20 protein-coding genes are annotated in these 24079 nt (G+C 58.8%); 8 read left to right on the top strand and 12 right to left on the bottom strand.

Annotated elements, in window-relative coordinates; translation table 11 throughout:
* Positions 1-1056 (bottom strand): transglycosylase domain-containing protein (locus EOA38_RS04655; RefSeq protein WP_145965921.1); only part of this gene is annotated, 1056 nt, incomplete at its 3' end.
* A gap of 549 nt (positions 1057-1605) precedes the next feature.
* On the opposite strand from EOA38_RS04655, the gene EOA38_RS04660 reads away from it, so the two are divergent.
* Positions 1606-2280: a protein-L-isoaspartate(D-aspartate) O-methyltransferase gene (locus EOA38_RS04660; protein WP_127298593.1), complete on the top strand. Its 675-nt coding sequence runs from the start codon at positions 1606-1608 to the stop codon at positions 2278-2280.
* Between the two features lie 89 nt (positions 2281-2369).
* On the opposite strand, the gene EOA38_RS04665 is transcribed toward EOA38_RS04660, so the two are convergent.
* Positions 2370-2819 (bottom strand): VOC family protein, encoded by a 450-nt coding sequence (locus EOA38_RS04665; protein WP_348627509.1) that lies wholly within the window; start codon positions 2817-2819, stop codon positions 2370-2372.
* 39 nt (positions 2820-2858) lie between these two features.
* On the opposite strand from EOA38_RS04665, the gene EOA38_RS04670 reads away from it, so the two are divergent.
* Positions 2859-3335, top strand: a complete 477-nt coding sequence (locus EOA38_RS04670; RefSeq protein WP_127298595.1) for a hypothetical protein — start codon at positions 2859-2861, stop codon at positions 3333-3335.
* 773 nt (positions 3336-4108) lie between these two features.
* Here the strand turns inward: EOA38_RS04670 and EOA38_RS04675 are convergent.
* Positions 4109-5191, bottom strand: a complete 1083-nt coding sequence (locus EOA38_RS04675; protein ID WP_127298596.1) for a tartrate dehydrogenase — start codon at positions 5189-5191, stop codon at positions 4109-4111.
* Between the two features lie 83 nt (positions 5192-5274).
* Positions 5275-6057 carry an SDR family NAD(P)-dependent oxidoreductase gene (locus tag EOA38_RS04680; protein WP_127298597.1) on the bottom strand — a complete coding sequence of 261 codons (783 nt, stop codon included), beginning with the start codon at positions 6055-6057 and terminating at the stop codon, positions 5275-5277.
* 479 nt (positions 6058-6536) lie between these two features.
* Here EOA38_RS04680 and EOA38_RS04685 point away from each other — a divergent pair, with 479 nt between their 5' ends.
* The 4 genes from EOA38_RS04685 (at position 6537) to EOA38_RS04700 (ending at position 11829) form a co-directional block, all read left to right on the top strand.
* Positions 6537-7979, top strand: coding sequence for an aldehyde dehydrogenase family protein (locus EOA38_RS04685; protein ID WP_245480759.1), 1443 nt, complete (start codon positions 6537-6539; stop codon positions 7977-7979).
* A 131-nt stretch (positions 7980-8110) separates the two neighbouring features.
* Positions 8111-9046, top strand: a complete 936-nt coding sequence (locus EOA38_RS04690) for a LysR family transcriptional regulator (RefSeq protein ID WP_127298599.1) — start codon at positions 8111-8113, stop codon at positions 9044-9046.
* Between the two features lie 93 nt (positions 9047-9139).
* The gene (locus EOA38_RS04695) at positions 9140-10660 is read left to right on the top strand and encodes a M81 family metallopeptidase (RefSeq protein ID WP_127298600.1); all 1521 of its coding nucleotides are present in this window, start codon (positions 9140-9142) and stop codon (positions 10658-10660) included.
* Positions 10645-11829 (top strand): alanine racemase, encoded by a 1185-nt coding sequence (locus tag EOA38_RS04700; RefSeq protein WP_245480760.1) that lies wholly within the window; start codon positions 10645-10647, stop codon positions 11827-11829. Before EOA38_RS04695 ends, EOA38_RS04700 begins: the two co-directional genes overlap by 16 nt.
* A 232-nt stretch (positions 11830-12061) precedes the next feature.
* Here the strand turns inward: EOA38_RS04700 and ugpC are convergent, their stop codons facing one another.
* The 5 genes from ugpC to EOA38_RS04725 form a co-directional block, all read right to left on the bottom strand.
* Positions 12062-13132 (bottom strand): sn-glycerol-3-phosphate ABC transporter ATP-binding protein UgpC, encoded by a 1071-nt coding sequence (ugpC, locus tag EOA38_RS04705; protein WP_127298601.1) that lies wholly within the window; start codon positions 13130-13132, stop codon positions 12062-12064.
* Positions 13133-13159: 27 nt separating this feature from the next.
* A complete protein-coding gene (locus tag EOA38_RS04710; protein WP_127298602.1) occupies positions 13160-13990 on the bottom strand; it encodes a carbohydrate ABC transporter permease in 831 nt (276 codons plus the stop codon).
* Positions 13980-14852 carry a sugar ABC transporter permease gene (locus EOA38_RS04715; RefSeq protein ID WP_245480761.1) on the bottom strand — a complete coding sequence of 291 codons (873 nt, stop codon included), beginning with the start codon at positions 14850-14852 and terminating at the stop codon, positions 13980-13982. Before EOA38_RS04715 ends, EOA38_RS04710 begins: the two co-directional genes overlap by 11 nt.
* A gap of 119 nt (positions 14853-14971) precedes the next feature.
* A complete protein-coding gene (locus EOA38_RS04720; RefSeq protein ID WP_245480762.1) occupies positions 14972-16153 on the bottom strand; it encodes a sugar ABC transporter substrate-binding protein in 1182 nt (393 codons plus the stop codon).
* A 303-nt stretch (positions 16154-16456) separates the two neighbouring features.
* Positions 16457-17332 (bottom strand): NAD(P)-dependent oxidoreductase, encoded by an 876-nt coding sequence (locus tag EOA38_RS04725; protein ID WP_127298604.1) that lies wholly within the window; start codon positions 17330-17332, stop codon positions 16457-16459.
* Positions 17333-17550: 218 nt separating this feature from the next.
* Between EOA38_RS04725 and EOA38_RS04730 the strand changes: the two genes are divergently transcribed.
* Positions 17551-18345 (top strand): glucose 1-dehydrogenase, encoded by a 795-nt coding sequence (locus EOA38_RS04730; protein WP_127298605.1) that lies wholly within the window; start codon positions 17551-17553, stop codon positions 18343-18345.
* A gap of 18 nt (positions 18346-18363) precedes the next feature.
* Positions 18364-19335, top strand: a complete 972-nt coding sequence (locus tag EOA38_RS04735) for an ornithine cyclodeaminase family protein (RefSeq protein ID WP_127298606.1) — start codon at positions 18364-18366, stop codon at positions 19333-19335.
* Between the two features lie 194 nt (positions 19336-19529).
* On the opposite strand, the gene EOA38_RS04740 is transcribed toward EOA38_RS04735, so the two are convergent.
* From EOA38_RS04740 to EOA38_RS04750, 3 genes are all read right to left on the bottom strand, one after another.
* A complete protein-coding gene (locus tag EOA38_RS04740) occupies positions 19530-20492 on the bottom strand; it encodes a MurR/RpiR family transcriptional regulator (protein ID WP_127298607.1) in 963 nt (320 codons plus the stop codon).
* A 102-nt stretch (positions 20493-20594) separates the two neighbouring features.
* Positions 20595-21689, bottom strand: a complete 1095-nt coding sequence (locus EOA38_RS04745) for an ABC transporter ATP-binding protein (RefSeq protein WP_127298608.1) — start codon at positions 21687-21689, stop codon at positions 20595-20597.
* A gap of 96 nt (positions 21690-21785) precedes the next feature.
* Positions 21786-23969: an iron ABC transporter permease gene (locus tag EOA38_RS04750; RefSeq protein WP_127298609.1), complete on the bottom strand. Its 2184-nt coding sequence runs from the start codon at positions 23967-23969 to the stop codon at positions 21786-21788.
* Positions 23970-24079 lie beyond the last annotated feature (110 nt).

Here is a 24079-nt window from a genome sequence, read left to right on the forward strand (position 1 = left end):
CAGGTCCACGGTGGTGTCGATGACGATGTCGCCGCGCACATCGCCGATCAGGTCGGGCAGCTCCTCCATGACCGTATCGGCGACGTAGTTCTCCGAGCCGGTCCAATAGGAGGGCGAGCGCGTCGCCGGCGCGCTCAGCGCCACCTTGTATTCCTTGTCGCTGATCTTGCCTTCCTCGCGCATGGCGGCGAGCACGAGCTGCGCGCGTTCTTCAGCCGCCTTCGGATCGCGCGCCGGCGACAGCCGCGATGGCGCCTTCAAGAGGCCGGCGAGAAGCGCTGCCTCCGAGAGCGAGACATCGCGCGCGCTCTTGCCGAAATAACGCCGCGAGGCGGCTTCCACGCCATAGGCGCCGGACCCGAAATAGACCCGGTTGAGGTACATTTCGAGGATCTGGTCCTTGCTGTGCTTGTGCTCCAGCCAAAGCGCGAGCAGCACTTCCTGCACCTTGCGCTCCAGCGTGCGATCGGGTGTCAGGAACAGGTTCTTGGCAAGCTGCTGCGTCAGCGTCGAGCCGCCCTGCGAGAAGTGGCCGCCGAGAACGTTGGTGACCATGGCGCGCGTCAGCCCGATCGGGTCGATGCCGAAATGCGAATAGAAGCGCCGGTCCTCGATGGCGACGACGGCCTCGGGGATATAGGGCGACATTTCGTGCAGGCCGACGGCCTCGCCGCCGCTCATGCCGCGATTGGCGATGAGCTGGTCGTCGACCGAGACGATCTTGATGTTGGGCGCGCGGTCGGGGATCGACCAAGTCGTCGCCGCCGGCATCTTGGCGCCGTAATAGACGACGACGCCGGCCATCGCGATGCCGCCCCAGATGCAGAGCACGAAGCACCAGTAGAGCAGCCGGCCGAAGACGGAAACCAGCCCGCGCCGGTTGCGGTCGCGACCGCGACGCGAGGATTTCGCCTTGGCGGATTTGCGTTTTGCTGCGGATTTGCGATTTGCCGGCACGACGCGATCCTCCTCGCTGACCGAGAAGCCATCGGAGGATTTCGCCTGCGGCGAGCCCTCGAAGCTCGGTTCGATGCGACTGTCTCTGCGGTTCGCCATGCGCTGCGCTTGCTGTCCCCGGTGCCGATGGCGCTCGGGTTGCAGAGTAGATGCGGCGGTTTAAAGGCGCGTTAAATTAGCGGCTGACCAGCCGTTTGAAATTCCTTGCGAATTTCTTAATCCGTTACCGCGCGTTACCGCTCTGTTCGCGGCGCTTAAAGCCGAGCCTCGGCGAAGCGATCGGCGGCTTCCAAAACGGCGCGATCATGCTTCTCTGCCGTCTTGGTCCTGGTGTGCCCAGCGACCTTGCTGGATTGGTCCAGCCTAGCGCCCGACGCCCTGCCTTTCCGTGACACCAGACGCGCGCAGATCGCGAGCCCACAAGGTCACCGGCAGGGCTCGCAGCGTTCAGCGCGCTGGCATCGAGGATGCTTGGCCTTCAGGCTGCGCCGGTGCGTCAGCGAAAGTCGCGTGGGGTAGGTCTGGCGAAACCAGTCCGTACGCATCAAAATGGGCAATGCCCAGCGCATCGGCCTTGTCGGTTACTGTGACAAGACGAACAGGATATAAAGCTGTCTGGCAGCGGCTGGTCGAGGTAAGCTTGCCGTCATGAAACCGATGAACGAAGAGCACCTTGCGGTTCTACGCAGGCACATGGTTGAGATGATTGCGATCCATGCCGACCTTGCAAGCGAAGAACTCGGCAAGGCAACGCTCGATGAGCGGGTGATGGCATCGATGCAGCGGATCCCGCGACATCTCTTCGTGCCAGCTGCGGTCGCGCCTTATGCCTATCAGGACATGCCGTTGCCGATCGGCTTCGATAAGACCGTCTCGCAGCCCTTCATCGTCGCTCTGATGACCGATCTCCTTGCTCCCCAACCGCACGAGGCAGTGCTCGAGATCGGGACTGGCCTAGGCTATCAATCCGCGATCCTGGCGGAACTCGCAGGACAGGTTTGGAGCGTCGAAATCATCGAGGAATTTGCAAGCCATGCCGAAGCTCTGCTGCAGGGCCTTGGCTTCTCGAATGTCGCTATTCGCGTCGGAGACGGGTCTCGCGGCTGGCCCGAGCACGCCCCATACGACAAGATCCTGGTTAGCGTGGCGGCTGAGCGGACGCCGCCGGCTTTGCTGAAACAGCTCAAGCCAGGGGGACGCCTTGTTCTGCCTTTGGCGTCTGAAGAGGCACAGTTTCTGACCATCATCGACAAGAATGCGGCAGGGCAACTCGAGACTCGGAAAGTCATCCCGGTTCGGTTCAGCCGGCTAGAAACTGTCTAATGAGGCGCACGACTGGTGCGACTTCACTTTTGTGACCATCAGCCGGGTGCAAGCAGCTCCGCGCTCTTCTCGTCGCAGTCCTCCGACTGTCAACCCCGATCCTCGTAGAACTCAATGGGGAGACCGTCGGGGTCTGCCACGAAAGTAAACGAACGTCCCGTGTGTGGGTCTACGCGGATAGGCTCAACGTCGACGCCTCGTGCCCGAAGCAACCGGGCTGTCGCCTCTACTGAGTCCACCGAGAATGCTACGTGTCGTAGTCCGCATGCCTCAGGCCTGGTCGGCCGGCTGGGTGGCATGGGAAAACTGAACAATTCGATCTGGACAGGACCATGCCGCAAGTCGCACTTCCAAGATTGTTTTTCGGCGCGCCAATTTTCGTCGATGATGACGAAATCGAGTTTATTCTTGTAGAACTGCTTCGACAGCTCGTAGTCACTGCAGATGATTGCAATATGATGGATTCCTAGAAGCAACGAACTAACCCCACATGAGCATGGACAAGCCTGACGCCGCAGATAATAGCAGGCTTGAATCAAAGAGAAGGACTGCCGCCCAGGTGAGTGGATCGATCAAGCTTGTCCCAGAGCGGATTGGCGGCCGCCGCTGAAAGAAAGTCATCCAGCCAGTCCAAGGTTTGGCACTCCTTCGACTATAGGGCTTTGTATGAAATGAAGATAGTAAGGAACATCACGCTTACCCCGGAAGCTGAGGAATTTATCGAGCAGCGCTATATCGAACCGGACGTCGCCAGTTATTCTGAGCTTCAGTTCATGCTAAGGTTTATTTTGGTGATAGCTTACAAGGACGCCGATGGAAAGATAATGGAAGGAGAGACCGTAGGCTACAAGCTATCTAGATCGCCGGTATCATCCCTATCTGATTCGGTGATCTCTTCATTTGACAGCGGTCGCAAATTCTTCGCTGTTGAATTCAACGCGGATGGTGAAAAATACGATGCCGACGCGCACTATACGATCGAACATTTCGACGATATTAACTACATCATCAAGCTGCCTAGCGAGGCGAACGGTCGGGACACGGCTGAAGAGTGAGGCTGACAGCTTGGGAACAGTCGGGCCGACTCCCATACCCGAGCGCTATCTAACGCATGGTCTCGCGAGAATGACCTCGGGCGCGCGTTCGTATCGAATTTAGTGTTTTGACTGAACTGACGCCTTGAGTGGCCGCGCGGGACGGGCCGTTTCCTCTATTAAGATAAAGATATCGGAATCAGCGTATAATCCGCCGTTATGCGAAATGGCGAATAACGCCGCTCCGGACCGTTCACACCCTGGCGACGAAACGACCAGACCGGAAAGCCCTGAACCGCCCCTCCCTGCAACAGGCGTTCCTTCTGTGATCTTCATGCCGCGGGGCAGTAGAAGGCGGGCCAACCCAGTATTACGAGCCACACTCGGCTTCTGCCCGTCGCGGTCGTTCGTCATCTTGTAGGGCACTGGATGAGCTTTCATGCCTCCTGGCCCCCGCTGCCCATGCGGAGCCGCTACATTGCCTTTGCCGTCCGCTTGCTAGAACATACCGCTTTTGGACTCGCGACTGGCATAGGGATCGCGCTAGGCCGCCTTCTATATTAGCAATAGCTTGCATTCTGAGGCGAACATACCATTGGGCGTTTTCGGGCGCTTTGGGGAGTTCAAAGCGCACAATTTTGGCTCTGGCCGCGCTCACGACCTGTTTCGCTCTGTGGGATCGATTTGCGAACGACGGAACCTATAGCGCCGCCCTGCAACGAAACATTTTAGGTGCAGTGCTTCCTGGGTGACCGGCTGCCCTAGCCGGCCCGTCGACGAGCGGCAGCGCAAAGTCAGCCCATCAAAAAGTTGCGCCCTCGTATGGCGTTGCTGACCGCCTCGGTGACTTGGCGCGTGGTTGCCTTGCCGCCAACATCGGGCGTCATTATGCCGGCTTCACCGGCGCGCTCGATGGCGCGCATCAGCTGATCGGCTGCCCCTTGCTCGCCCAGGTGACTGAGCATCTGCACCGCGGTCCAGAATGTCGCAATAGGGTTGGCAATGCCTTTGCCGGCGATATCGAATGCCGATCCGTGAATGGGCTCGAACATGGACGGGAAACGCCTTTCAGGGTCGATATTGGCCGTCGGCGCAACGCCAAGACTGCCAGTCAACGCGCCTGCGAGATCTGAAAGCACGTCGGCATGAAGGTTCGTCGCCACGATCGTGTCGAGGCTCTGCGGCTTCAACACCATGCGCACGGTCATGGCGTCCACCAGCATCTTGTCCGAGGTCACGTCGGGAAATTCGTGCGAGACGTTCTCGGCGATCTCGTCCCACATCACCATGCCATGACGCTGCGCATTCGATTTGGTGACGACGGTCAAGAGCTTGCGCGGTCGAGACTGCGCCAACCGGTAGGCGTAGCGGATGATGCGCTCCACGCCGACGCGCGTGAAGACAGACACGTCCATGCCGACTTCTTCCGGCAGGCCGCGATGCACCCGCCCGCCGGCGCCTGAATACTCACCCTCCGAATTCTCGCGCACGATCACCCAGTCGAGGTCGCCGGCCCTGACGTCGCGCAGCGGAGAAGCAATACCGGGCAGGATCTTGGTTGGCCGTACATTGGCGTATTGATCGAAACTCTGACAGATCTGCAGCCGCAGTCCCCAAAGCGTGACATGGTCGGATACGTCGACCGCACCGACGGCGCCAAAAAAGATGGCGTCGAATTTCTTGAGCCGCTCCAGCCCGTCGGCCGGCATCATGACGCCATTGCGCTTATAATAATCCGATCCCCAATCGAAGTGGCTGAATTCCAGCTTCAGGTCGCCGCGCTGCTCGGCCAGCACCTCGAGCACGGTGATGCCGGCATCAATAACCTCTGGCCCAATTCCGTCTGCAGGAATTGCGGCGATCGAATATTCGCGCACTGTCAATCTCCTTGGCATGCGATGGGCAGCCCTCACGCTCGATCTTCTGGCCGCCTAAGACCAATGCGCCAAGTGCACCTAACCTAAAGGCACACATAACCGCCGTCGATCACCAGCGCCGCCCCGGTCATGTAGCGGGCGGCGTCGCTGGCCAGATAAACCGCCAGCGCGCCGAGGTCTTCGGGATCTCCCAACTTGCCCATCGGTATGTTCTGCACATAGGCTTCGATGATTTCCGGGTTCTTCTGTGCCCAAAGCTTGTTCGGCTCGGTTCCGAAAATACCGGGACAGATCGCGTTGACTGTGATTCCATGCCGGGCCCAATCCACTGCAAGGCTGCGGGTTAGCATCAGCACCCCGGCCTTTGCCGTCTCGTAATGCCGGCCCTGGATGTTGCGGCCCGCGACCATGGCGTTAATCGAGGCAAGGTTGATCACGCGCCCGCCCTGGCCTCGCCGGATCATCGCGCCGCCTATGTGCTTGCAGCACAGGAAGGTAGAGGTCAGATTCAAATCGATCAGTACCTTCCATTGATCAAACGGCATATCCTCGAGGGGTACGTTCATCCGCCGCCCGCCGATATTGTTGACGAGGATGTCAAAGCTACCCTGCGCGGCCACCGCCTCGAGGCAGGCGGCTTCGCAGGTGGAGGGATCGCTCATATCCGCAACGATGGTCGCGGCCTTGCGGCCCAGCGCGCGGATGTCGGCGGCGGTTTTGTCCAGAATTTCCACTGTGCGGCCGACCATAGTAATGTCGGCGCCAGCTTCGGCAAGCCCGAGGGCCATCTCACGCCCCAGCCCCCGACTTCCGCCCGTGATGAACACGCGCTTGCCATCAAGGCGAAGCCGATCAAACACACCCATGCAGTTGCACTCTCCCGCGCGGCCACTGAAATAGGACCGTCACGCCTTGCTTACGCGGCCCCGCGCGCGATGTGGAATGCCAAGCTCGGATATTCCTATGCATCTGCGGTATGGCTGGCGGCACTCGGTGTTAAGCCCTTTCTTGAATGCATCGGCAAGTCGGAGTGCCAGCGCAATAGGAGTGGACGGTTTTCGGCTATGTCGCCTGCCGCCCAGCGGATCGGCTTTTCGTCGATGGCACAGTTGGACTTCCAGTAACAGCCACCGCCCGAAGTTTTGACCCGTCCTATTCACCCCTACGCATGGCGTCTGCTACGGAAAGTTGGAGCCGGATTCGTTCAGCATGGGCAGGGGAGGTACTGTGGTGGCGTGGACCCCCTATTCCAAATTTACATCACGTTATCGACGAAAGACATTGGCCCCCTCCCCGTGCAAGCCCTACCCTGGGATATAATCAGCGAAGAAACATAGGGTGCATCGTGGCTGCGGAAATTCGACCTTACTGGCGAAACTTTATTGGCGGCGAATGGCTGGATAGTTCTGATGGACGCTCGATCCCGATCCTCGACCCCGGCAATGGCAAGGTTATCTCTCACGTCGCCTGCGGCGGAGCCGTTGAGATCGATCTAGCCGTTGCTGCGGCAAGGCGTTGCTTCCAAGAACGCCGGCTGCAGTCACTAACGCCGGCGGCCCGCGGTGAACTGATGTTTGCGATTGCTGGGGAGCTCGAAACCCTTGCGGATGAGATCGCCGAGCTGGAAATCCACGACAACGGCAAGACGCGCGCCGCCGGGTACAACGAGGTGAAGCTCACCCAACGCTACCTTCGGTATTACGGTGGGATGGCTGACAAGCTGGAGGGACGGCAGATCCCGCTTGGAGAAAACGTCGTCGACTATACGATTAGATCGCCTTACGGCGTGTCTGCTCAGATTGTGCCCTGGAATGGACCACTTCCGGTGGGCGCTCGATCTATCGCCTGCGCCCTCGTTACAGGCAACACGGTCGTGCTGAAGTCGCCGGAGGATTCTCCCCTCAGTCTCTTCGTGTTGGCAGAAGCCTGCGAACGCGCTGGCGTCCCCAAAGGCGCCGTCAACATAGTTTGCGGTTATGGCCCCGAGGCGGGGGCAGCTCTCGTTGCACATAAGGATATAGACCACATCGTCTTCACAGGGTCGGTGGCAACAGGAAAGAGCGTGCTACGAGCGGCTGCAGAGCGGGTTATCCCTTGCGTCATGGAACTTGGTGGCAAATCGGCCGCCATTGCCTACGCGGACGCAGACCTCGACAATGCGGCGCGAAACATCGCCCGCGGCATACTGCATCATGCCGGCCAAATCTGTTCGGCCGCCTCGCGGCTCGTGGCTCATCGTTCGATCGTCGGGCCGCTGGTTGAAAAGCTCAAGGCCGAGGCAACCCGGCGGACTGTCGGCCCGGGGGTTGAGGACTGCGACATGGGGCCTGTGATCTCTGAGCGCCAGCTGCGGCGCATCGAGACATTGTGCGAAGTTGGCGTTGCCGAAGGCGCCACCCTTGCAACAGGCGGGAAGCGGCTCGCGCGCGAGGGATATTTCTTGCCCCCAACGATTTTTACCGACGTTCGGCCGGATATGCGCATCGCGCAGGAGGAATTCTTCGGGCCGGTCTTGGTTGTCATCCCGTTTGACACTCCCGAGGAAGCTATCGCTATTGCCAATGGGACCGATTACGGTCTCGCGGCTGGAGTCTTTACCCGCGACCTCAAGCTTGCTCTCTGGACCGCCGATCGTCTCGTCGCTGGCCAGATCTATGTGAATGACTGGTGGGTCGGCGGTGTTGAGACGCCCTTTGGCGGGACGCGGCGCTCGGGCTACGGCCGAGAAAAGGGACAGGAAGCCCTTCTAGGCTATGTGCAGACCAAGAACGTCGGGATCAGGCTGTAAATTATCGACAGTACCGCCTCGATATCCCCTACCGGCACTACGGGCAGGATCGCGAAACGACGTCATAACTTGACAGGGCATGGCTTTCGTTTTGACAATAGTACCAATAAAGCGAGTGACCGGAGTGCGAAATGGAAAGCCGTTGGCTTGAGGACTTTCTCAGCCTGGTGGACACTCGAAATTTCTCTCGATCGGCCGAGGCGCGCTATACCACCCAACCGGCCTTCAGCCGACGTATCAAGAGCCTCGAGGATTGGGTCGGCGCGAAGCTCTTCGATCGGACCACCCAACCGATCAGTCTAACGCCCTCGGGCGAACGATTCCGGCCTGTCGCCGAGGAGGTACTTAGAAGACTGCTTCAAGGACGGGAGGATGCACGCCGGGTCGGTGAGACTTCGGCCAATCTCATCCGCTTTTCTGCAACGCACAGCCTTTCACTGACCTTCTTTCCCAACTGGATCAGGTCGATCGAGGCCAAGACCCATACCTTCAACATCAGACTGGATTCGTGCCAGTTCAACGATTGCATGCAGTCGCTGATCAAGGGTGAATCCCATTTTGCCATCAGCCACGCTCACCCGCAGGTCGAGATGAATTTGCCTCCGATGCACTTCACCTCGAAGCTTGTCGGCACCGATCGGCTACTACCGGTTACACTGCCCGATTCCGCCGGCTCCCCGCTTGATAAACTTCCTGGTACAGAGGAAGAGCCCGTCCACTATCTAGCCTATACTGAAACGTCTGCGATCGGGCAGGCTGTCGAACACATGATCAACAATGTGGAAGAACCGGTCTATCTGGATAAGGTTTTCGTCAGCCAACTGGCGGCCGTGCTCAAAACGCTAAGTCGCGAGGGTCGAGGCATGGCTTGGCTTCCAGAGAGCAGTATCTCAGACGAACTGGCATCCGGCAGCCTTGTATTGGCTGGCGGCGAAAAATGGTTCATCCCCGTTGAAATTCGCATCTTCCGCTCGCGCGAGCGGCTGCCCGCGATGGCGGAAGAGTTGTGGTCCATCCTGGACGGTGAGGCCGGGCTGGCAGAACCCCTCTCACCCGAGAACTACTGATACCCTTCACGCATCGAACAAGGCCAAGCTTGCATTGGAGGAGGCCGATACACCGGTCTATCCTTTCTTCAGGTGCAAGAGAGAGCGCGGTCTATGTTTCGAAAAAAGAAAATCGCCCTTTTAGGACTTATGCTGGAGAGCAACAGCTTCGCTCCGGTAACTGGGCGCGATGATTTTCTTAGTCGGCTCTATGTGGCCGGCATCGAAATGGCCGAGGAGCTCCGTAAGGACGAGTCGAAGATCCCAGCGGAAATGCACAGCTTCTGCGCCACGATGGACATATCCGTCGAATGGGAAGCCGCTCCGATACTGATCGGCCTTGTCGAGGCAGGTGGACCGATTGACCATGATTTCTTCGCCCAGACATTGGAAGACATGAAAGGTAGGCTTGAAGCGACAATGCCGCTCGACGGGGTGTACATATGTAACCACGGCGCCATGATCACCACACAGGACCGAGATCCCGACGGCGACATCTTCGAAATGACCCGTTCCGTGGTCGGAAAAGATTGCCCCATCGTCGCGACTCTCGATCTTCATGGAAATGTCTCCGATCGGATGGTTGCGGCAGTCAATCTGGTGGTGGCCTACCAGACCAATCCGCATGTCGACATGGTAGCTCGCGGTCGCGAGGCGGCTTTTGCATTGAGCTCCATGCTTTCCGGATTGCGGCCGGCGTCTGCAATCATCCGTCTTCCAGTTTGCCCGCCGACCGTGACGCTTCTCACCGACAAGGGACCCTACGCCGATTTGATGAGATATGGTCAGGCCAAGTCCGGCGGCGAGATCATGAATGTCTCGATACTCGGCGGCTTTGCCTATGCCGATACCGCAAAAAACGGCCTGTGCATCATCGTGACCGCCCGTAGCGACCGAGCCGTCGCCGAAGCGGTAGCCCAGGACATTGCCGAATTTGCCTGGCGTGACTATCGGCGCTATGACCCACACCTTACCCCCCTTGACGAGGCGGTGGCAAAGGCGGTTGCGGCTGGAGAAGATCCGAGCCTGCCAGCCGTCATCCTCGCCGATGTCGCCGACAATCCCGGCGGCGGGGCGAACGGCAACACAACATGGCTTCTCGAAGCATTGATCAAGGCTCGAGCCAGTGGAGCCGTGCTTGGCATTTTCAACGATCCGGCGCTGGCGCGGGAGGCCATGGAATTGGGAGAAGGCGCTCGTTTCCGGGCGGTCTTCAACCGGGTTGAGCCAGACAGGTTCTCCCGCCGATTTGAAGCCAATGCGACCGTGCTACGGATCCGCGACGGCGATTGTGTCGGCCGCCGAGGTTTCTACGCCAATCGCAGGCTCGATCTCGGCACGACAGTGCTTCTCGACGTCGAAGGCATCAAGGTTGTCATCATCTCCATACGTACACAGTGTGCCGACCCAGTCTTCTTCGAGATGATGGGGATCGACATCAGCAAGGCGCGTTCGATCGTCGTAAAATCACGCGGTCATTTCCGTGCCGGCTTTGACGAATTCTTCGGACCAGACCAGGTGATCGAGGTGGACGCGCCCGGCCTGTCATCGCCAATTCTCACACGTTTCGATTTCAAGTTTTTGCCCCGGCCGATTTTCCCCGTCGACCGCGACGTTATGTGGCCCCGCGCCTGAAATCCGACACGAATTGCGCAAGGGGAACCATGAAATTGAATAATCTCAGCACACCGAGCCTGATCCTGGACAGGATACTGCTCGAGGCGAATACGCGCCGGATGACCCACAGGCTCAAAGACCATGGCGTCCGGTTTCGGCCTCACATGAAAACGGCGAAATCCATTGAGGTTGCACGCGTAGCGATCGCCGGAAATTTCGGCGGGGTCATGGTCTCGACTCTCAAGGAAGCTGAATATTTCGCAAGCCACGGAATCTGCGACATCACCTATGGCGTTACCGTTCTGCCTGACAAGCTGGCCCGGATCGCCGAGCTCGTCAAACGCGGCATCAAGGTGAGCGTCATCCTCGACCAGCTAGGCCTTGTCCGGGAAGTCAACCGCCAGGCCCTCGACTTGGGCATTGTGGTTGACGTTCTCATCGAACTCGATTCAGGCGAGCAGCGTGCCGGCGTTCTTAGCGGTTCTGAGGAATTGCTGGATATCGGGCGGGCGCTTGCCGAACTGCCGGGAACCCGGCTCGAGGGCGTGCTGACCCATGCCGGTCATTCCTATCAATCGCGCACCATCGAGGACATCCGCAAGGTGGCGGAAGAAGAGCGTGCCGTAGCGGTGTCCGCTGCTGAACGACTAAGGGCGATTGGCCTTGCTGTTCCGGTCGTTAGCGTCGGCTCGACACCGACAGCGACCCATGGCGTAAACTTCGCCGGTGTGACGGAGGTGCGTTGCGGCGTCTACATGTTCGGCGATGTCATGCAGTCCGAGATCTATTCCTGTGGGCGAGAGGACATTTCGCTTTCGGTTCTCGCAACGGTCATCGGCCACCGGCCCCAGTTCAACACTGCCCTCATCGATGCGGGCGCGCTTGCCTTGTCCAAGGATCGCAGCACGGCGGCTTCGGGTCTGCCGGAGGATGTCGGCTTCGGCATGGTCATGGACGTGCATTGCCAAGAACGGATTTCCGGGGTCACTGTTGGCCATGTTTACCAGGAACACGGCCTCCTGGTGAGCCAGGGCCCCTTCCCTTATGACGCCTTGCCGGTCGGTTCCAAGGTGCGGATTCTCCCCAACCATGCCTGCATGACCGCGGCAATGTACGATCGATATCATGCCGTTGCCGGGAACCAAGATGGCGACATCGTGGAGTGGCCGCGCATCAACGGCTGGTGAGGAGCTGTTGAGGATGTCCTGCGACGGTTCAGCGCCGCTCTGATTGCAGGCCTCGCGCCTGGTAAAAAAGAAAGCCCCTGCGCCAACCTCGCGTCAGGGGCTTTAATGCATGTCGCTCGAAGCTCGAAGTCAGCAGCCCTGCCGGTTTGGGAAGAAGGTGCGTCGCTCGAAGCATTTTCGACTCAACGCGCTTCGGGATGGCATTCGCTACAGAGACTTGCCAGAGACGCTCTCAAATCCTTGCGCCTGACGATGCATCGAAAAGGTGAACGGACGTCTCAGGGCAATGCAATCTGAGCTTCTGTCCCGGCTTGTGGGTACGTCGTTCAGAAGACAGCGCGCAAATTCGCTGTCCCGCGACATCTGCAAAGATCTGTATGGTGGGGCCAGTCGGCTCGATGACTTCGACTGTTGCACCGAACCCTTCGCTTCCGCCCGACAACACAAGATGTTCAGGTCTCGCGCCGTAGACCACCTTTTGGCCCAGCTTGGCGGACGAATCGCGTGAAATGGCGAGTCGGGTTCTATCCTTGGCCATTACAAAAGGCCCCTCGTTGTCAGCAGCAACGATACCCTCAATGAAATTCATTGACGGCGAGCCAATGAAATCCGCCACAAACAGATTGGCCGGAAAGTCATAAAGATCCATCGGCGTACCAATCTGCTCCACACGCCCCTTGTTCATGACGACGATGCGATCCGCCATCGTCATCGCCTCTATCTGGTCATGTGTCACATAGACCGATGTGGTCTTGAGCCTTTGGTGAAGAGCCTTGATCTCAGTGCGCATGACAACCCGAAGCTTGGCATCCAGGTTCGAAAGCGGCTCATCGAAGAGGAAGACCTGCGCATCCCGGACCAGAGCCCTGCCCATGGCAACGCGCTGTCGCTGTCCGCCCGACAACTGTCGCGGCGAGCGCTCCAGATAGGGCGTAAGATCGAGTATTTCGGCGGCCTCGTTGATCTTTTCCGAAATCTCCTGCTTCGACCTTTTCCTCAACTTCAGGCTGAAGCCGATATTGTCATAGACGCTCATGTGCGGATAGAGAGCGTAGTTTTGAAAGACCATGGCGATATCGCGGTCACGGGCCGGAACGTCATTGATTACCCGTGTCCCGATCGATATCTCGCCGTCCGAGATCGGCTCCAGTCCGGCGATCATGCGCAGCAACGTGGATTTGCCGCAGCCGGATGGCCCGACCAGGACGACAAACTCCTGATCCTCAATGTCGATATCGATGCCATGAAGGATCTGCAGGGTGCCGAACCACTTCTCGACGCCGCTGATGGTAACCGATGCCATATTGGGAGGTCCTTATGTTTCCAAGGCTTATTTGACCGCTCCGAGCGCCATGCCGCGGATGAGGTAGCGTTGCAGCCAGGAGAAGACGATGGCGACAGGGACCGTGGCCAGCACAGTCGCGGCCATGACGTGGTGCCACTCGACCTGGTAGCGTCCAGCCACCTGGGAGAATATCTGTACCGGCAGCGTGTAATCGTTCTGGCTGCGGATCAAGGTGAGCGCCAGCACGAATTCATTCCAGCTGTTGATGAAGGTGAATATCGCGGTCACGACCATGGCAGGAACGGCCAGCGGCAAGAAGATCTTTACTAAGCTGGTAAAGCTGGTTGCACCATCTATCCACGACGCTTCCTCGAGCTCGCGCGGAATCGTGTTGAAGTAACTCTGCAGCATCCAGATCGTGAAGGCCATGTTGAAGGCGACATAGGTGACGACCAGCGAATTGAGGCTGTTGACCAAGTTGAGATGCACCATTAGCCGGAACAGGCCCAGGACAAGCACGATCGGCGACATCATTTGTGTCATCAACAGGAAATTCCTGTAGAGCCCTTTGCCGGAAAAGCGGTAGCGCGACAGCGCGTAAGCGGCAGGAATAGAGAGCACGATGGCGATGATCGTCGAGGTCAGGCTGACATAGAGACTATTTAGAAGCGCACCGCCGAAATTGGTCTTTACCCACATTTCGACGAAGTTTTCCCAACGAAATTCACTGAAGGTCCAGGTCGGCGGGTAGACGAAGAGTTCGTCGCGTGGTCGCACGGCGGTCACGAACATGATGCCGAATGGCAGCAGTATAACAACGCAAAGCGGTGACAGCAAAAGCCAGTAAAGAAGGCTCTTCTTCAGCTTAGGCGTCATGTTTCACCTCTTCGTCAGTGCTGTCGTGTTCCTGCCGCATCACCATCAGCACATAGGCGATGGTGAAGACGAACAGCACAGAGAACATGATAAGCGAGATCGCAGATGCTTTACCGAGCTGGCCGAAGCGAAAGGCCAATTTGTAGAGATAGGTCACCAGGATGTCGGTGCCGTTGGCGGGCCCCCCTTCCGTCATCACCCAGATGATTGGAAGCGAATTGAAGACATAGATGACGTTGAGCACTATCGCGATGTTGATGAAGGGCTTCATCAGCGGCAGCGTGATATAGCGGAACAACTCCCAGGGCTTGGCGCCGTCCACAACCGCAGCCTCATAAGAATCCTGCGGCAAAGAGGACAGGCCGCCGAGAAAGATCGTCGTTGTGAATGGTATGGAGACCAGGATACCGACAAGGGTCTCGACGGTGAAGGCAAGCGGAGCGGTGGCGAGCCATTCGATCGGCTCGCTGATGATGTGGAAATCCAACAGCGTCGCATTGATGAGTCCGGCGCGGCCGTTGAGGCTCCAGCGCCAGAGCACCGCTGTCATGGTCAGTGAAATCGCCCAGGGCAACATGACAATTACGCGGGCAAGGCCCCGACCATAAAAATCGTCGTTAAGCATTATCGCGATCGGCAGTGATATGATCAGCGTTCCGCCAACCACCGCGACCGTCCAGATCACCGTGCGCACCAATGATGAATAGAAAAGCGGATCACGAAACACTTCGGCGAAATTCGCTAAGCCGACGAAGCCCATCATCTTTCCGAAGCGGCTGACCTCCTGCATTGACGTCCAGGCGAGGTCAAGAATCGGATAGCCGATGATCGACATCGCCAGAAGGAAACTCGGCACGATCATCAACAGGGGTGTCGTCGGTACGCGCGTCCGCGATTTCATGATCCCGTTCCACGGCTATTGAGGCTCGCTCAGGGAAATGGGCGGGCTACCCCACGCCCGCCCATCTTTCGCGGCAGCGCCTACTTGCTGCGAATTTTGTTGATATCGGCAGCGGCAGCCTTGAGCGCTTCGTCAGGCTTGGCCTGGCCAAGATAGATCTGCTGCAAGGCGCGAACTGTCGTGTCGGCGATCTCTTCCCAATTCGCAATGGTCGGAGCAAACTTCGCATAGGGCAGACCCGCTGCAAAGCCGGCAATATCAGGATCGCTGCTGTAGTATTTCTCGGCCGCGACATTCTTCGTTACAGGCAGGAAGCCTTCGCCGTGATCGAACTTGGTCCGCCATTCGTCCTTGTAGGCGAACTCGATGAACTTCCAGGCTTCCTTCTTCACTTGCGAGGAGGAGAAGAGCATCAGCGTGTCGGTCACACCGTAGGTCGCCTTGGCCTTGCCTTCCGGGAAAGGCAGGACCTTGTACTTCAGGTTCGGCGCCTCGGCTTTGATCTGAGGAATGAGCATCGGGAAGGTGAAGACCATCCCGACCTTGCCTTGCTTGAAGAGGTTGAAAACGTCTTCGCGGGTGTAGTTGGTCGGGGAAGGCTGGGTCAGTCCTTCGTCGATCATTTTCTTGTACAGTGTCACAGCCTGGAGTGCCTCGGGCGTATCGAGGCCCGACGTCCCATCACCCTTCAGGATGTCGCCGCCGTGAGTCCAAAGGCTGTAGTAGAAATAGGCGTCGGTCTCGATTTCCTTGCCCTGCAGACCGAAGGCAAAGGTGTCGGGAAGAGCCTTGAGCTTCTCGGCAGTCGTATAGAACTCGTCCCAGTTGGCGGGAGCCTTGGCGCCGGCCTTGTCGAGCAGATCGGTGTTGACCAGCATGGCGCGGGCAGAGGCGGCGACCGGCAACCCCATGGTTTTGCCGTCGATGACGGAGGGCGCCATGAAAGTGTCGATGAAGGTCGACTTGAATTCCGGCGTCAGGTAGGAATCGACCGGCTCGGCGATGCCCTGGGAGGCGAAGTCGACCAGCCAGCGCGTACCGATGATCGAAATGTCGGGAGCCTGGCCGCCGGCTATATCGGTGGTTAGCCGCTGCAGGAGCGTATCCCACGGCACCACCTGGATGTTGATATGGATGTCGGGATTCTCCTTCTCGAAGGCCGCCGCCACTTCCTCAAAGTACGGGCCAGTCTTGGAGCTGTACTCCGCCACAGTGAAGTTGACCTGCGTTTTGGCATAAGCCGGGCTGCTCGCCCAAGCCATGCCAACAGCGAGGGCTGACGCAGCCATCGCTTTGCGAATGCTGAAAGTCATGAATTTGTTCTCCTCATGAGGTGTTTCTCTTCTTTTCGACCTGGGGCGGCAGCACTCAGGCGCCGCACTGACCAAGACACTGTGCGCCGGCAAAACGATCGATGAAAATACAATTATCGCATGGAGGCATGAAGATGCGGCATAGGGCGCATTAAGTTACCCAGGATGCTTATCACAACAAGCGCAGCACAACAAAAGGCGAACTTTATCACCTTCTGCTGTGTTGCAATAGTATACTTATGGCGACGCGTTCTAGATTCGCCCGAAATTGAACTCCGGCTCGTAACCGAGGACATGTCGCGCTTTATCTATCGATAACAATGTCTCGCGGCCCTTGATCTCGCGCTTGAATTGTACGTTTGGAAAGACCGCTTTCATGAGCTCAGCGCTTTCTTGCTCCATCACGGTATCGGCGTTAGCGATGATGAAATGGTCTGCGCCGACAAGATCAACATGCAGCGCCTTGCGCACCGCCTGGGCGCAATCGCGCGCGTCGATGTAGCCCCAGCAGTTCCACTCCCTGACATGCGGGTCGTCCTGCCAGGACGAGAAGCGGTCGTAATCCGCCGGCTCCATCACGTTGGAAAGCCTGAGCCCAATGAAGGTCGTCTCGGGGTTCCACCGCTGCATCTGTCGGGCCATTTCCTCGCCAAGATCCTTCGACAGTGAGTAGGCGCTTTCCGGTCGCATGGGATGATTTTCGTCAACCGGCACGTAGGACGGCGGGTTGGACGGGCTGAAAGGCAGGCCCAACGTGGTCTCGCTCGATGCCCAAACGATCCGCTTGACGCCTACACGGATGGCCGCGTCAAAGACATTATAGGTTGTCACGACATTGTTGCGGAAAATGACATCGTCGGGCATCAGGTCGGGTGCTGGAATGGCCGCCAGATGAACCACGGCATCTGGTGTGCGGAACTTGCGGAAAGGATGATCCTTGCCACCGCTCCACTGCAAAGCGTCGATCACTTGGCCGAGATCATTGAGATCGACTTTGTAGAATGGGCAGACGGGATCCCTGGAAACCTGCACGTCAACATTCAAGACGCTGTAACCGTGCTCCACCAGACCACGACAGACTGCCCTGCCCGCCTTGCCGCTGCCGCCGGTAACGACGATGTTCTTCATTGAATGTTCCCTGCATCTGCCACGCCGGCCAACTGCTCCTGCGGATTTCACGCGACCAGCCAATCGAGGCAACCGTACGGCCCCAGGGTTTAGGAAGGCGAATGCGAAATACTGATCCTGCCATGCTTGTTCTGCATTGGAAGACCGCATTAACGGCCGGTAGTGGTTGATCGTTGAGAAGAGCAACCGCCTGAACCAGGCGACCGGGGGGACGAGACATGGCTCGCCATGGCGGGACAATTGCGGTCGTGACGGGAGCGGGCCACGGGATCGGGCGTTCTATCGCCAGCCAGTTGGTCGCCGAGGGCGCTGCAGTGGCAGTTCTCGAAATCGACGAGTCCAAGGGTAGAGAGACGGTCAGCCAGATCATCGAGGCCGGCGGCCGTGCGGTTTTTGTCAAGACTGACATAACAAATGCCGATCAGGTGGAGAGTGCCTTCGCGGCGGCTGAGGACGCGCTTGGTCCGGTAAGCCTGCTTGTCAACAACGCGGCCTTTACCGCCGCAGGCGATCTCAAGGGAATGAGCCTCCACTCCTGGCATCGCGAAATCGATATCAATCTCAATGGCACGTATCACTGCATACGCGCCGTCCTCCCACGCATGCGATCCCGGCGCGGCGGCGCCATCGTCAACATCGCGTCGGTAAACGGGATGCGCTATTTCGGCAATCCGAGCTACAGCGCTGCGAAGGCGGGCATTATCAACCTAACCATGTCGGTGGCCTCCGAATTCGGCCGTGACGGCATTCGTTGTAACGCCGTCTCTCCCGGTTCAGTGCGCACCGACAACATCACTTGGACCATTCGCCAGCAAAGGGACCCGGGCATCTTCGAGAGACTTGGCCGCTGGTATCCGCTTGGCCGCGTCGCCGAGCCGATGGACATCGCCAAGGCTGTTTCCTTCTTAGGGTCAAATGATGCTGCGTATATTTCGGGAGTGGTCCTGCCGGTCGACGGCGGCATGCTGGCAGGCATGAACGTCATGATCGACGAATTCATCCTCGAAGCCTGAGACCGCGGGGGGGTATCCATGCTAGTCATTTCCGAAACACTTGCTCGGGATCTTGTGGCCATCGAGGAGGCCTTGGAGGCGGTCGAGCAAACCTTCTGCGCCATGGCCCGCGGCTTAGCCAGGAACTACCCTGTCGTGCGGGAAGTGGTCGGCCACGCGGATGCTGTATTCGGCGTAAAGACCGGCGCGGACAATTCTGTGCCGTTTCTCGGCCTAAAGGCTGGCGGCTATTGGCCACACAATCTGGCACGTGGATTGACCAATCATCAGTCCTCGACCCTACTTTTCGATCCCGATACCGGACGGGCTTTGGCTCTGGTTAGCGCTAATTACTTGACAGGCATCCGCACCGGGGCGGCAAGCGCGATCGCCACGAAGCACCTGTCGCGCCCAGATTCCGAGTCACTCGGGATCATCGGGACGGGCACCCAATCTGTCTATCAGCTCAAGGCGACCCTGGCTGTCCGCAGCATTAAGACCGTCCACGCCTGGGATCCCTCGCCAGACAATCTGGCCGCCTTCGGCAAGACGGTTACCGAGCTTGGCATTGCCTACCGCGCCCACAAAAACCGCGAGGACGCCGTCCGGCTCTCTGACATCCTCGTCACCGTCACGCCCTCCACCAAGGCGCTCGTTGAAAGGGAGTGGGTTGTGCCCGGAACCCATATTTCCGCGATGGGGGCAGATACGCGGGGCAAGCAGGAGCTTGATCCGCAGCTTGTCTCCGCTGCAGCGCTCTTTGTCGACGAGCTATCGCAGTCGCTCAGCATCGGCGAATTTCAGCATGCTTACGCGCAGGGCCTGATCAAGGAAAGTGACATCCGCGGTTCGATCGGCGCCATCATTGCGGGCATGGCCGATGGACGCCGATCGGCGGACGAGATTACGATTTTCGACGGCACCGGCGTGTCCCTTCAGGATCTGGTCGTGGCAAATCTTGCTGTGCGACGCGCGACCGACAAGGGCCTCGGATCGCGAGTGGAATTCTGATCACTCCCTGCGGCTAGCCGCCCGAAGTCGACGGCTGGCGGCCCGAACTCAGTTCATACGATGGCGAAAATCACCGTCGCAACTACGCATCGCCGTCGTTTGCCCGCTCCTCCGCTATTTTTTTTCGCCTTAAGCACTCGGATTTCAGCCTCTAATCTTGGACCGAAATGCAAGCCCAAATTTGTATCGAGGTGTCATTTGCCGGGAGCGCGATCGTCTTCGCCGTGGACATGAAGCTTCCTTGCCTCGCGCTCAAGCGCGACTGACCCACTACCGCAACGAGCTAGTGCAAGCTTGGCCGGATCATCTACCTGGGCGTTCGATCTTTGCGCGATGAGACCGGCCAGGATTTCCGCGGCAGCCAGCACTGGAGTGATGCTCTGAAAGTAAAAGCGCTTGGGGAGTGGCACCAGTATGCTGACGCGAGCTAGGGAGGCAACCGGCGAGAGGCGATCATCGGTGATGGCGACGATCGCGAGACCGCGGCGTGCAGCTTTACGCGCGACCTCGACGCTCGAGCGCGCGTAGGGCGCAGTGCAGATCAAGAGCAGAGCGTCATCCGGACTGGAGTTCCACAGCGCGTCCATGCCAGTGCCACTTGTGTCATCCAGCAGGATGGCGGGCTTGCGGAAATACGACAGGGCATGAGTGAACTGATGTGCGACCGCATATTGGGAGCTTGGCCCAAGGCAAAAAATCCGCGACGCGCGAGCCAAGGTCTGGGCTGCGTTTACGAGTTGCTGCGAGAACTCCCGGTCCAGGGCCAAACGGGACGTTTGGCGCGCAAATGCGACGATGAAGTTGTCAAACCCAACCTGAACGTCCCAATCCGGCGGCGCGTCGACCGGCGGCCGTATGTTGCCGGCAGTGAAAATGGCACGATATCGCGATCGGATTTCCTCATAGCCGTCAAAGCCGATCCAATGCGCCAGCCGCATCATGGTGGTGTGACCGACCGCTACCTTGCGCGCCATTTCACGCATCGAACAGAATGCGACGTCCGCCGGATGATCGAGCATGTACTTCGCCGCCAGCTTAAGCTGTTGTGGCATCTCCTCGAATTGGTCGAGAAGCAGTTCCTCTACATCGTAGGGTGCTCCTACCACGGAACTCGATGACAAGAGGATTTCGTCCTTCGTCGCAAGCCGTTGGATCATATTTCGTCCATTGTTACTCTATTGAGAACCCCGCGAAAGAGCTCGCCGGCGATGCTTCTCGTCGAAAGCGATAGCCGCACTTGGCTTCAGGGTTCACTCGGTTCAGTCAGTGACAAGCTTGAGCTTGCTGGGATCGAGAAGCAGTCCGACCGAGCGCGAATCCATGTTCCGGATGGGAGCCTGATATTCGGTGTGGTAGAGCAGGCCGATTGGCGAGTTGATCCGGTAGAGAATCCTGTCGCCCAAAAAGGCGCAGGATTCGATTTCTCCGACCAAGCCGTCATAGGCTTCTGCTTGAATTAGACGAAGCGCCTCCGGGCGGACCACCAGCTTTGCCGGCCCGGCCAGGAGCGCCGCATCCGAAACTGCTATCTCGGAGCCTGCGATCATCGCGACCCATTTCCCGTCCCTGGACTGGCGCGCTTCGCACTCTAGTAGGTTGGCTTCTCCGATAAAGCTCGCGATGAAGGAAGACCGGGGGTGTTCGTAGAGCTCGGCCGCTGTTCCCTGCTGCGCGACGCGACCCGATTGCATCACGACCATCGCATCGGATACCGCCATGGCCTCCTCCTGGTCGTGGGTAACGTAGACCGTCGTGACGGCCAAGCGCTGCTGCAGGGAACGAATCTCGTCGCGAACCAGGCGTCGGAGCTTTGCATCGAGGTTCGACAAGGGCTCGTCCAGCAATAGAACTTCCGGTTCCAGAACGACGGCACGGGCCACTGCGACTCGTTGCTGTTGCCCGCCGGACAGTTCGCTGGGTAGCCGAGCGCCGTAGCCGGCGAGGCCGACCATTTCCAACGCCTGCTCAGCCTTTAACCGTGCTTCAGTCTTGCGTATCCCCGACATCAGCAGGCCATAGGAGACGTTCTCGATCACGCTCATATGGGGAAACAAGGCGTACGACTGGAAAACCATGGCGACGTTGCGATACGTCGCGGGCAGCATCGATACGTCACGGCCGCCGATCACGATTCGGCCGTGTGTCGGCAGTTCCAGCCCTGCGATCATGCGCAGTGTAGTCGTTTTTCCACAGCCGCTCGGTCCGAGCAGGGTGACCAGCGATCCCGGTTCGATGTCAAAGCTGACATCGTCCACGGCGCACACACTCCCATAGGCTTTGGACACGGCCTCGAACACCACGCGACCATGCTCAGCAAACACCGTGTTTGCAGCCGCTCTCGGAGTTTGCAGCATGAAACAGTCCTCCTTTCGTGACCCCGTCGATGAGCGCCAGACGGTGTTATGCAACATATGTTGCCGCCGCATGACGCCCGTTGCCTTGTCCAGCGCTCATGACCGAACCGGAGCTGCCGCTATTTTGGCAAGGCGTTCGTGCCGCCGCAGGCGGCGGGTTCCGAAAGCGAGCTGAACGGCGATAACGACCACAAGCATGACGGCGATGAGAACATTGGCGTAGGCAATCGCCACGCCATAGTTCCCGTTCTCGACGAGACCGACGATGTAGGCTGTCGCCATGTTGTGGTCGGCGCTTACCAGGAAAATGACAGCGCTCACCGAGGTGATGGCGCGGATGAAGGAATAGGCGATGGCCGCCACAATGGCCGGACGCAGCAGCGGCAGCACGATCTTGCGCAGCGTCTGCGAACTGTCGGCGCCAAGCGTCAGCGAGGCTTCGTCCAGGCTGTGATCGATCTGCTTCATCGCAGCGATGCCGCCGCGAACACCGACCGGCATGTTACGGAATACGAAGCAGAGGACGAGGATGACGCCGGTGCCGGTCAGTTCGATCGGCGGGACGTTGAAAGCCAGGATGTAACTCAAGCCAACCACAGTGCCGGGAACGGCAAAGCTTAGCATCGTCGCAAACTCGAAGGCGCTTTTTCCGACGAATTGCTGGCGAACCAGAAGCCAAGCCGTCAACAGTCCGAGGGCGGCTGTCAAAGGCGCTGCAATCAGCGAAATGCTGAGGGTTGTCGCCAGCGAGCCCCACGCCGAGCCGTTCCAGATCAGCTCGCCATCCGACCAGCCAAGACCGAAAGCTTCGCGATAATGGTCGAGCGTGAATGCGTGGTCGAGACCCCACAGCTTCACAAAGCTGCCATAGAGGATCATGCCGTAGACAACCACCGTCAGCGCAAGCCAGGGAAGCGTGAGGCAATGGACGGTCAATGCATGGGTGCTGGACAATGGCGTGTGCGCGCCATTGTCGCCCTTGCCTGTAATGGTCGCGTAGTTTTTTCGCCCAACCCAACGGCGCTGGAACAAGAATGCGCCCAGAGTGAACAGGAGCAAGATGATGGCGAGAACGGCCGCGCGCGCCGGATTTGCTTGGGCGCCGACCACTGCGAAGTATATCTCGGTGGAAAGAAAGCCATGCGCTCCGCCAAGGACAAGTGGATTGCCGAAATCGGCAAGGCTTTCGATGAAACCCAGTAGGAAAGCGTTTGCGAGTCCGGGCCGTAACAGCGGCAGCGATATCGTGCGCATGGTGGCTGAAAGGTCTGCCCGCAAGGTCTGGGCCGCCTCTTCGAGCGACGGACTGACGCCCTCGACAACACCGATCAGAACCAGAAAGGCAATCGGTGTGAACGCAAGCGTTTGTGTCAGCCAAACGCCCCAGAAACCGTAAAGCCAGCGCCCGGCTTCGCTATCCGCCACTTGCGACACCCAGGTCGTTACGGCGCCGGCACGCCCGAAAAGCAGGATAAGCGCCAAGCCCACCACAAAAGGCGGCGTGATGATCGGCAAGACAGTCAGGGCGCGCAGCAATTTTTTCGCGGGAAAGTTGGTGCGGGTCATCAAAAGCGCGAAAGCCAACCCAAACAGTGTGGTGCTGCCTGCCGTCATCACCCCGAGGAGCAGTGAGTTGATCGCCACGCCGCAACTGCGCCCGCCAGACAGGCACGCAAGACCCCAGATATCTCTTCCGGCCGCGGTGGTGAGAAATGAAGTGATCGAACCTTGCCCTCCAGAGGGAGCGAAGGCTTGAACCAGGACGTGCAAAATCGGGTAGAAAACAAATATGCCGACAAGCACCAGAACAAGGCCGATTGAGGCGATGGTGAAGGCGTCCCGGTTGCCCAAGCCTAACTTCGACCAGACGATAGCCACACAAACGAACAGGCCCCCACAGGTGATCATCGCCCCATAGCCGAGCGCGCTGGAATTGACGGCGGCCAAAAATTCGAGTCCGGTCCAGCGTTCCACGAACGGCGGCGCGACAATTGCCAGCAAGGCCGCAACCAACCCGACCAGGAGCAATCGCTCCCGGCCTTGCAGGAAGCGCATATCAAAGGCCGACAGCAGCGCCAGAGCCAGGGACAGGAAAGGCAACGCTAGCAAAAGCCGGCCTTGGAAAAGCAGGTGAAGAAGGCCGGGGGCGCCGGCTTCGGACAGCAAACCGCCGGCTTCAATCCAATCCGGCTCGAACAGGCCGTACTCGACACCAAACCAGGGAAAGAGGCAGAACCCCGCAAGGCCGAGTGCCGCAGAAACGGCGAGGGCGCGTTGCATGACGAGCTCCCTTCTTGGCGCGCGGACGACGTCCGACGCACGATCTTCGGTTGAAGTCGGCAGTTGGGCAGGTCCTGACCCGGCCTGAGCCCAACTAAGGATTCCTCACC

It is taken from the genome of Mesorhizobium sp. M1E.F.Ca.ET.041.01.1.1, from assembly GCF_003997355.1.
Lineage (GTDB): Bacteria > Pseudomonadota > Alphaproteobacteria > Rhizobiales > Rhizobiaceae > Mesorhizobium.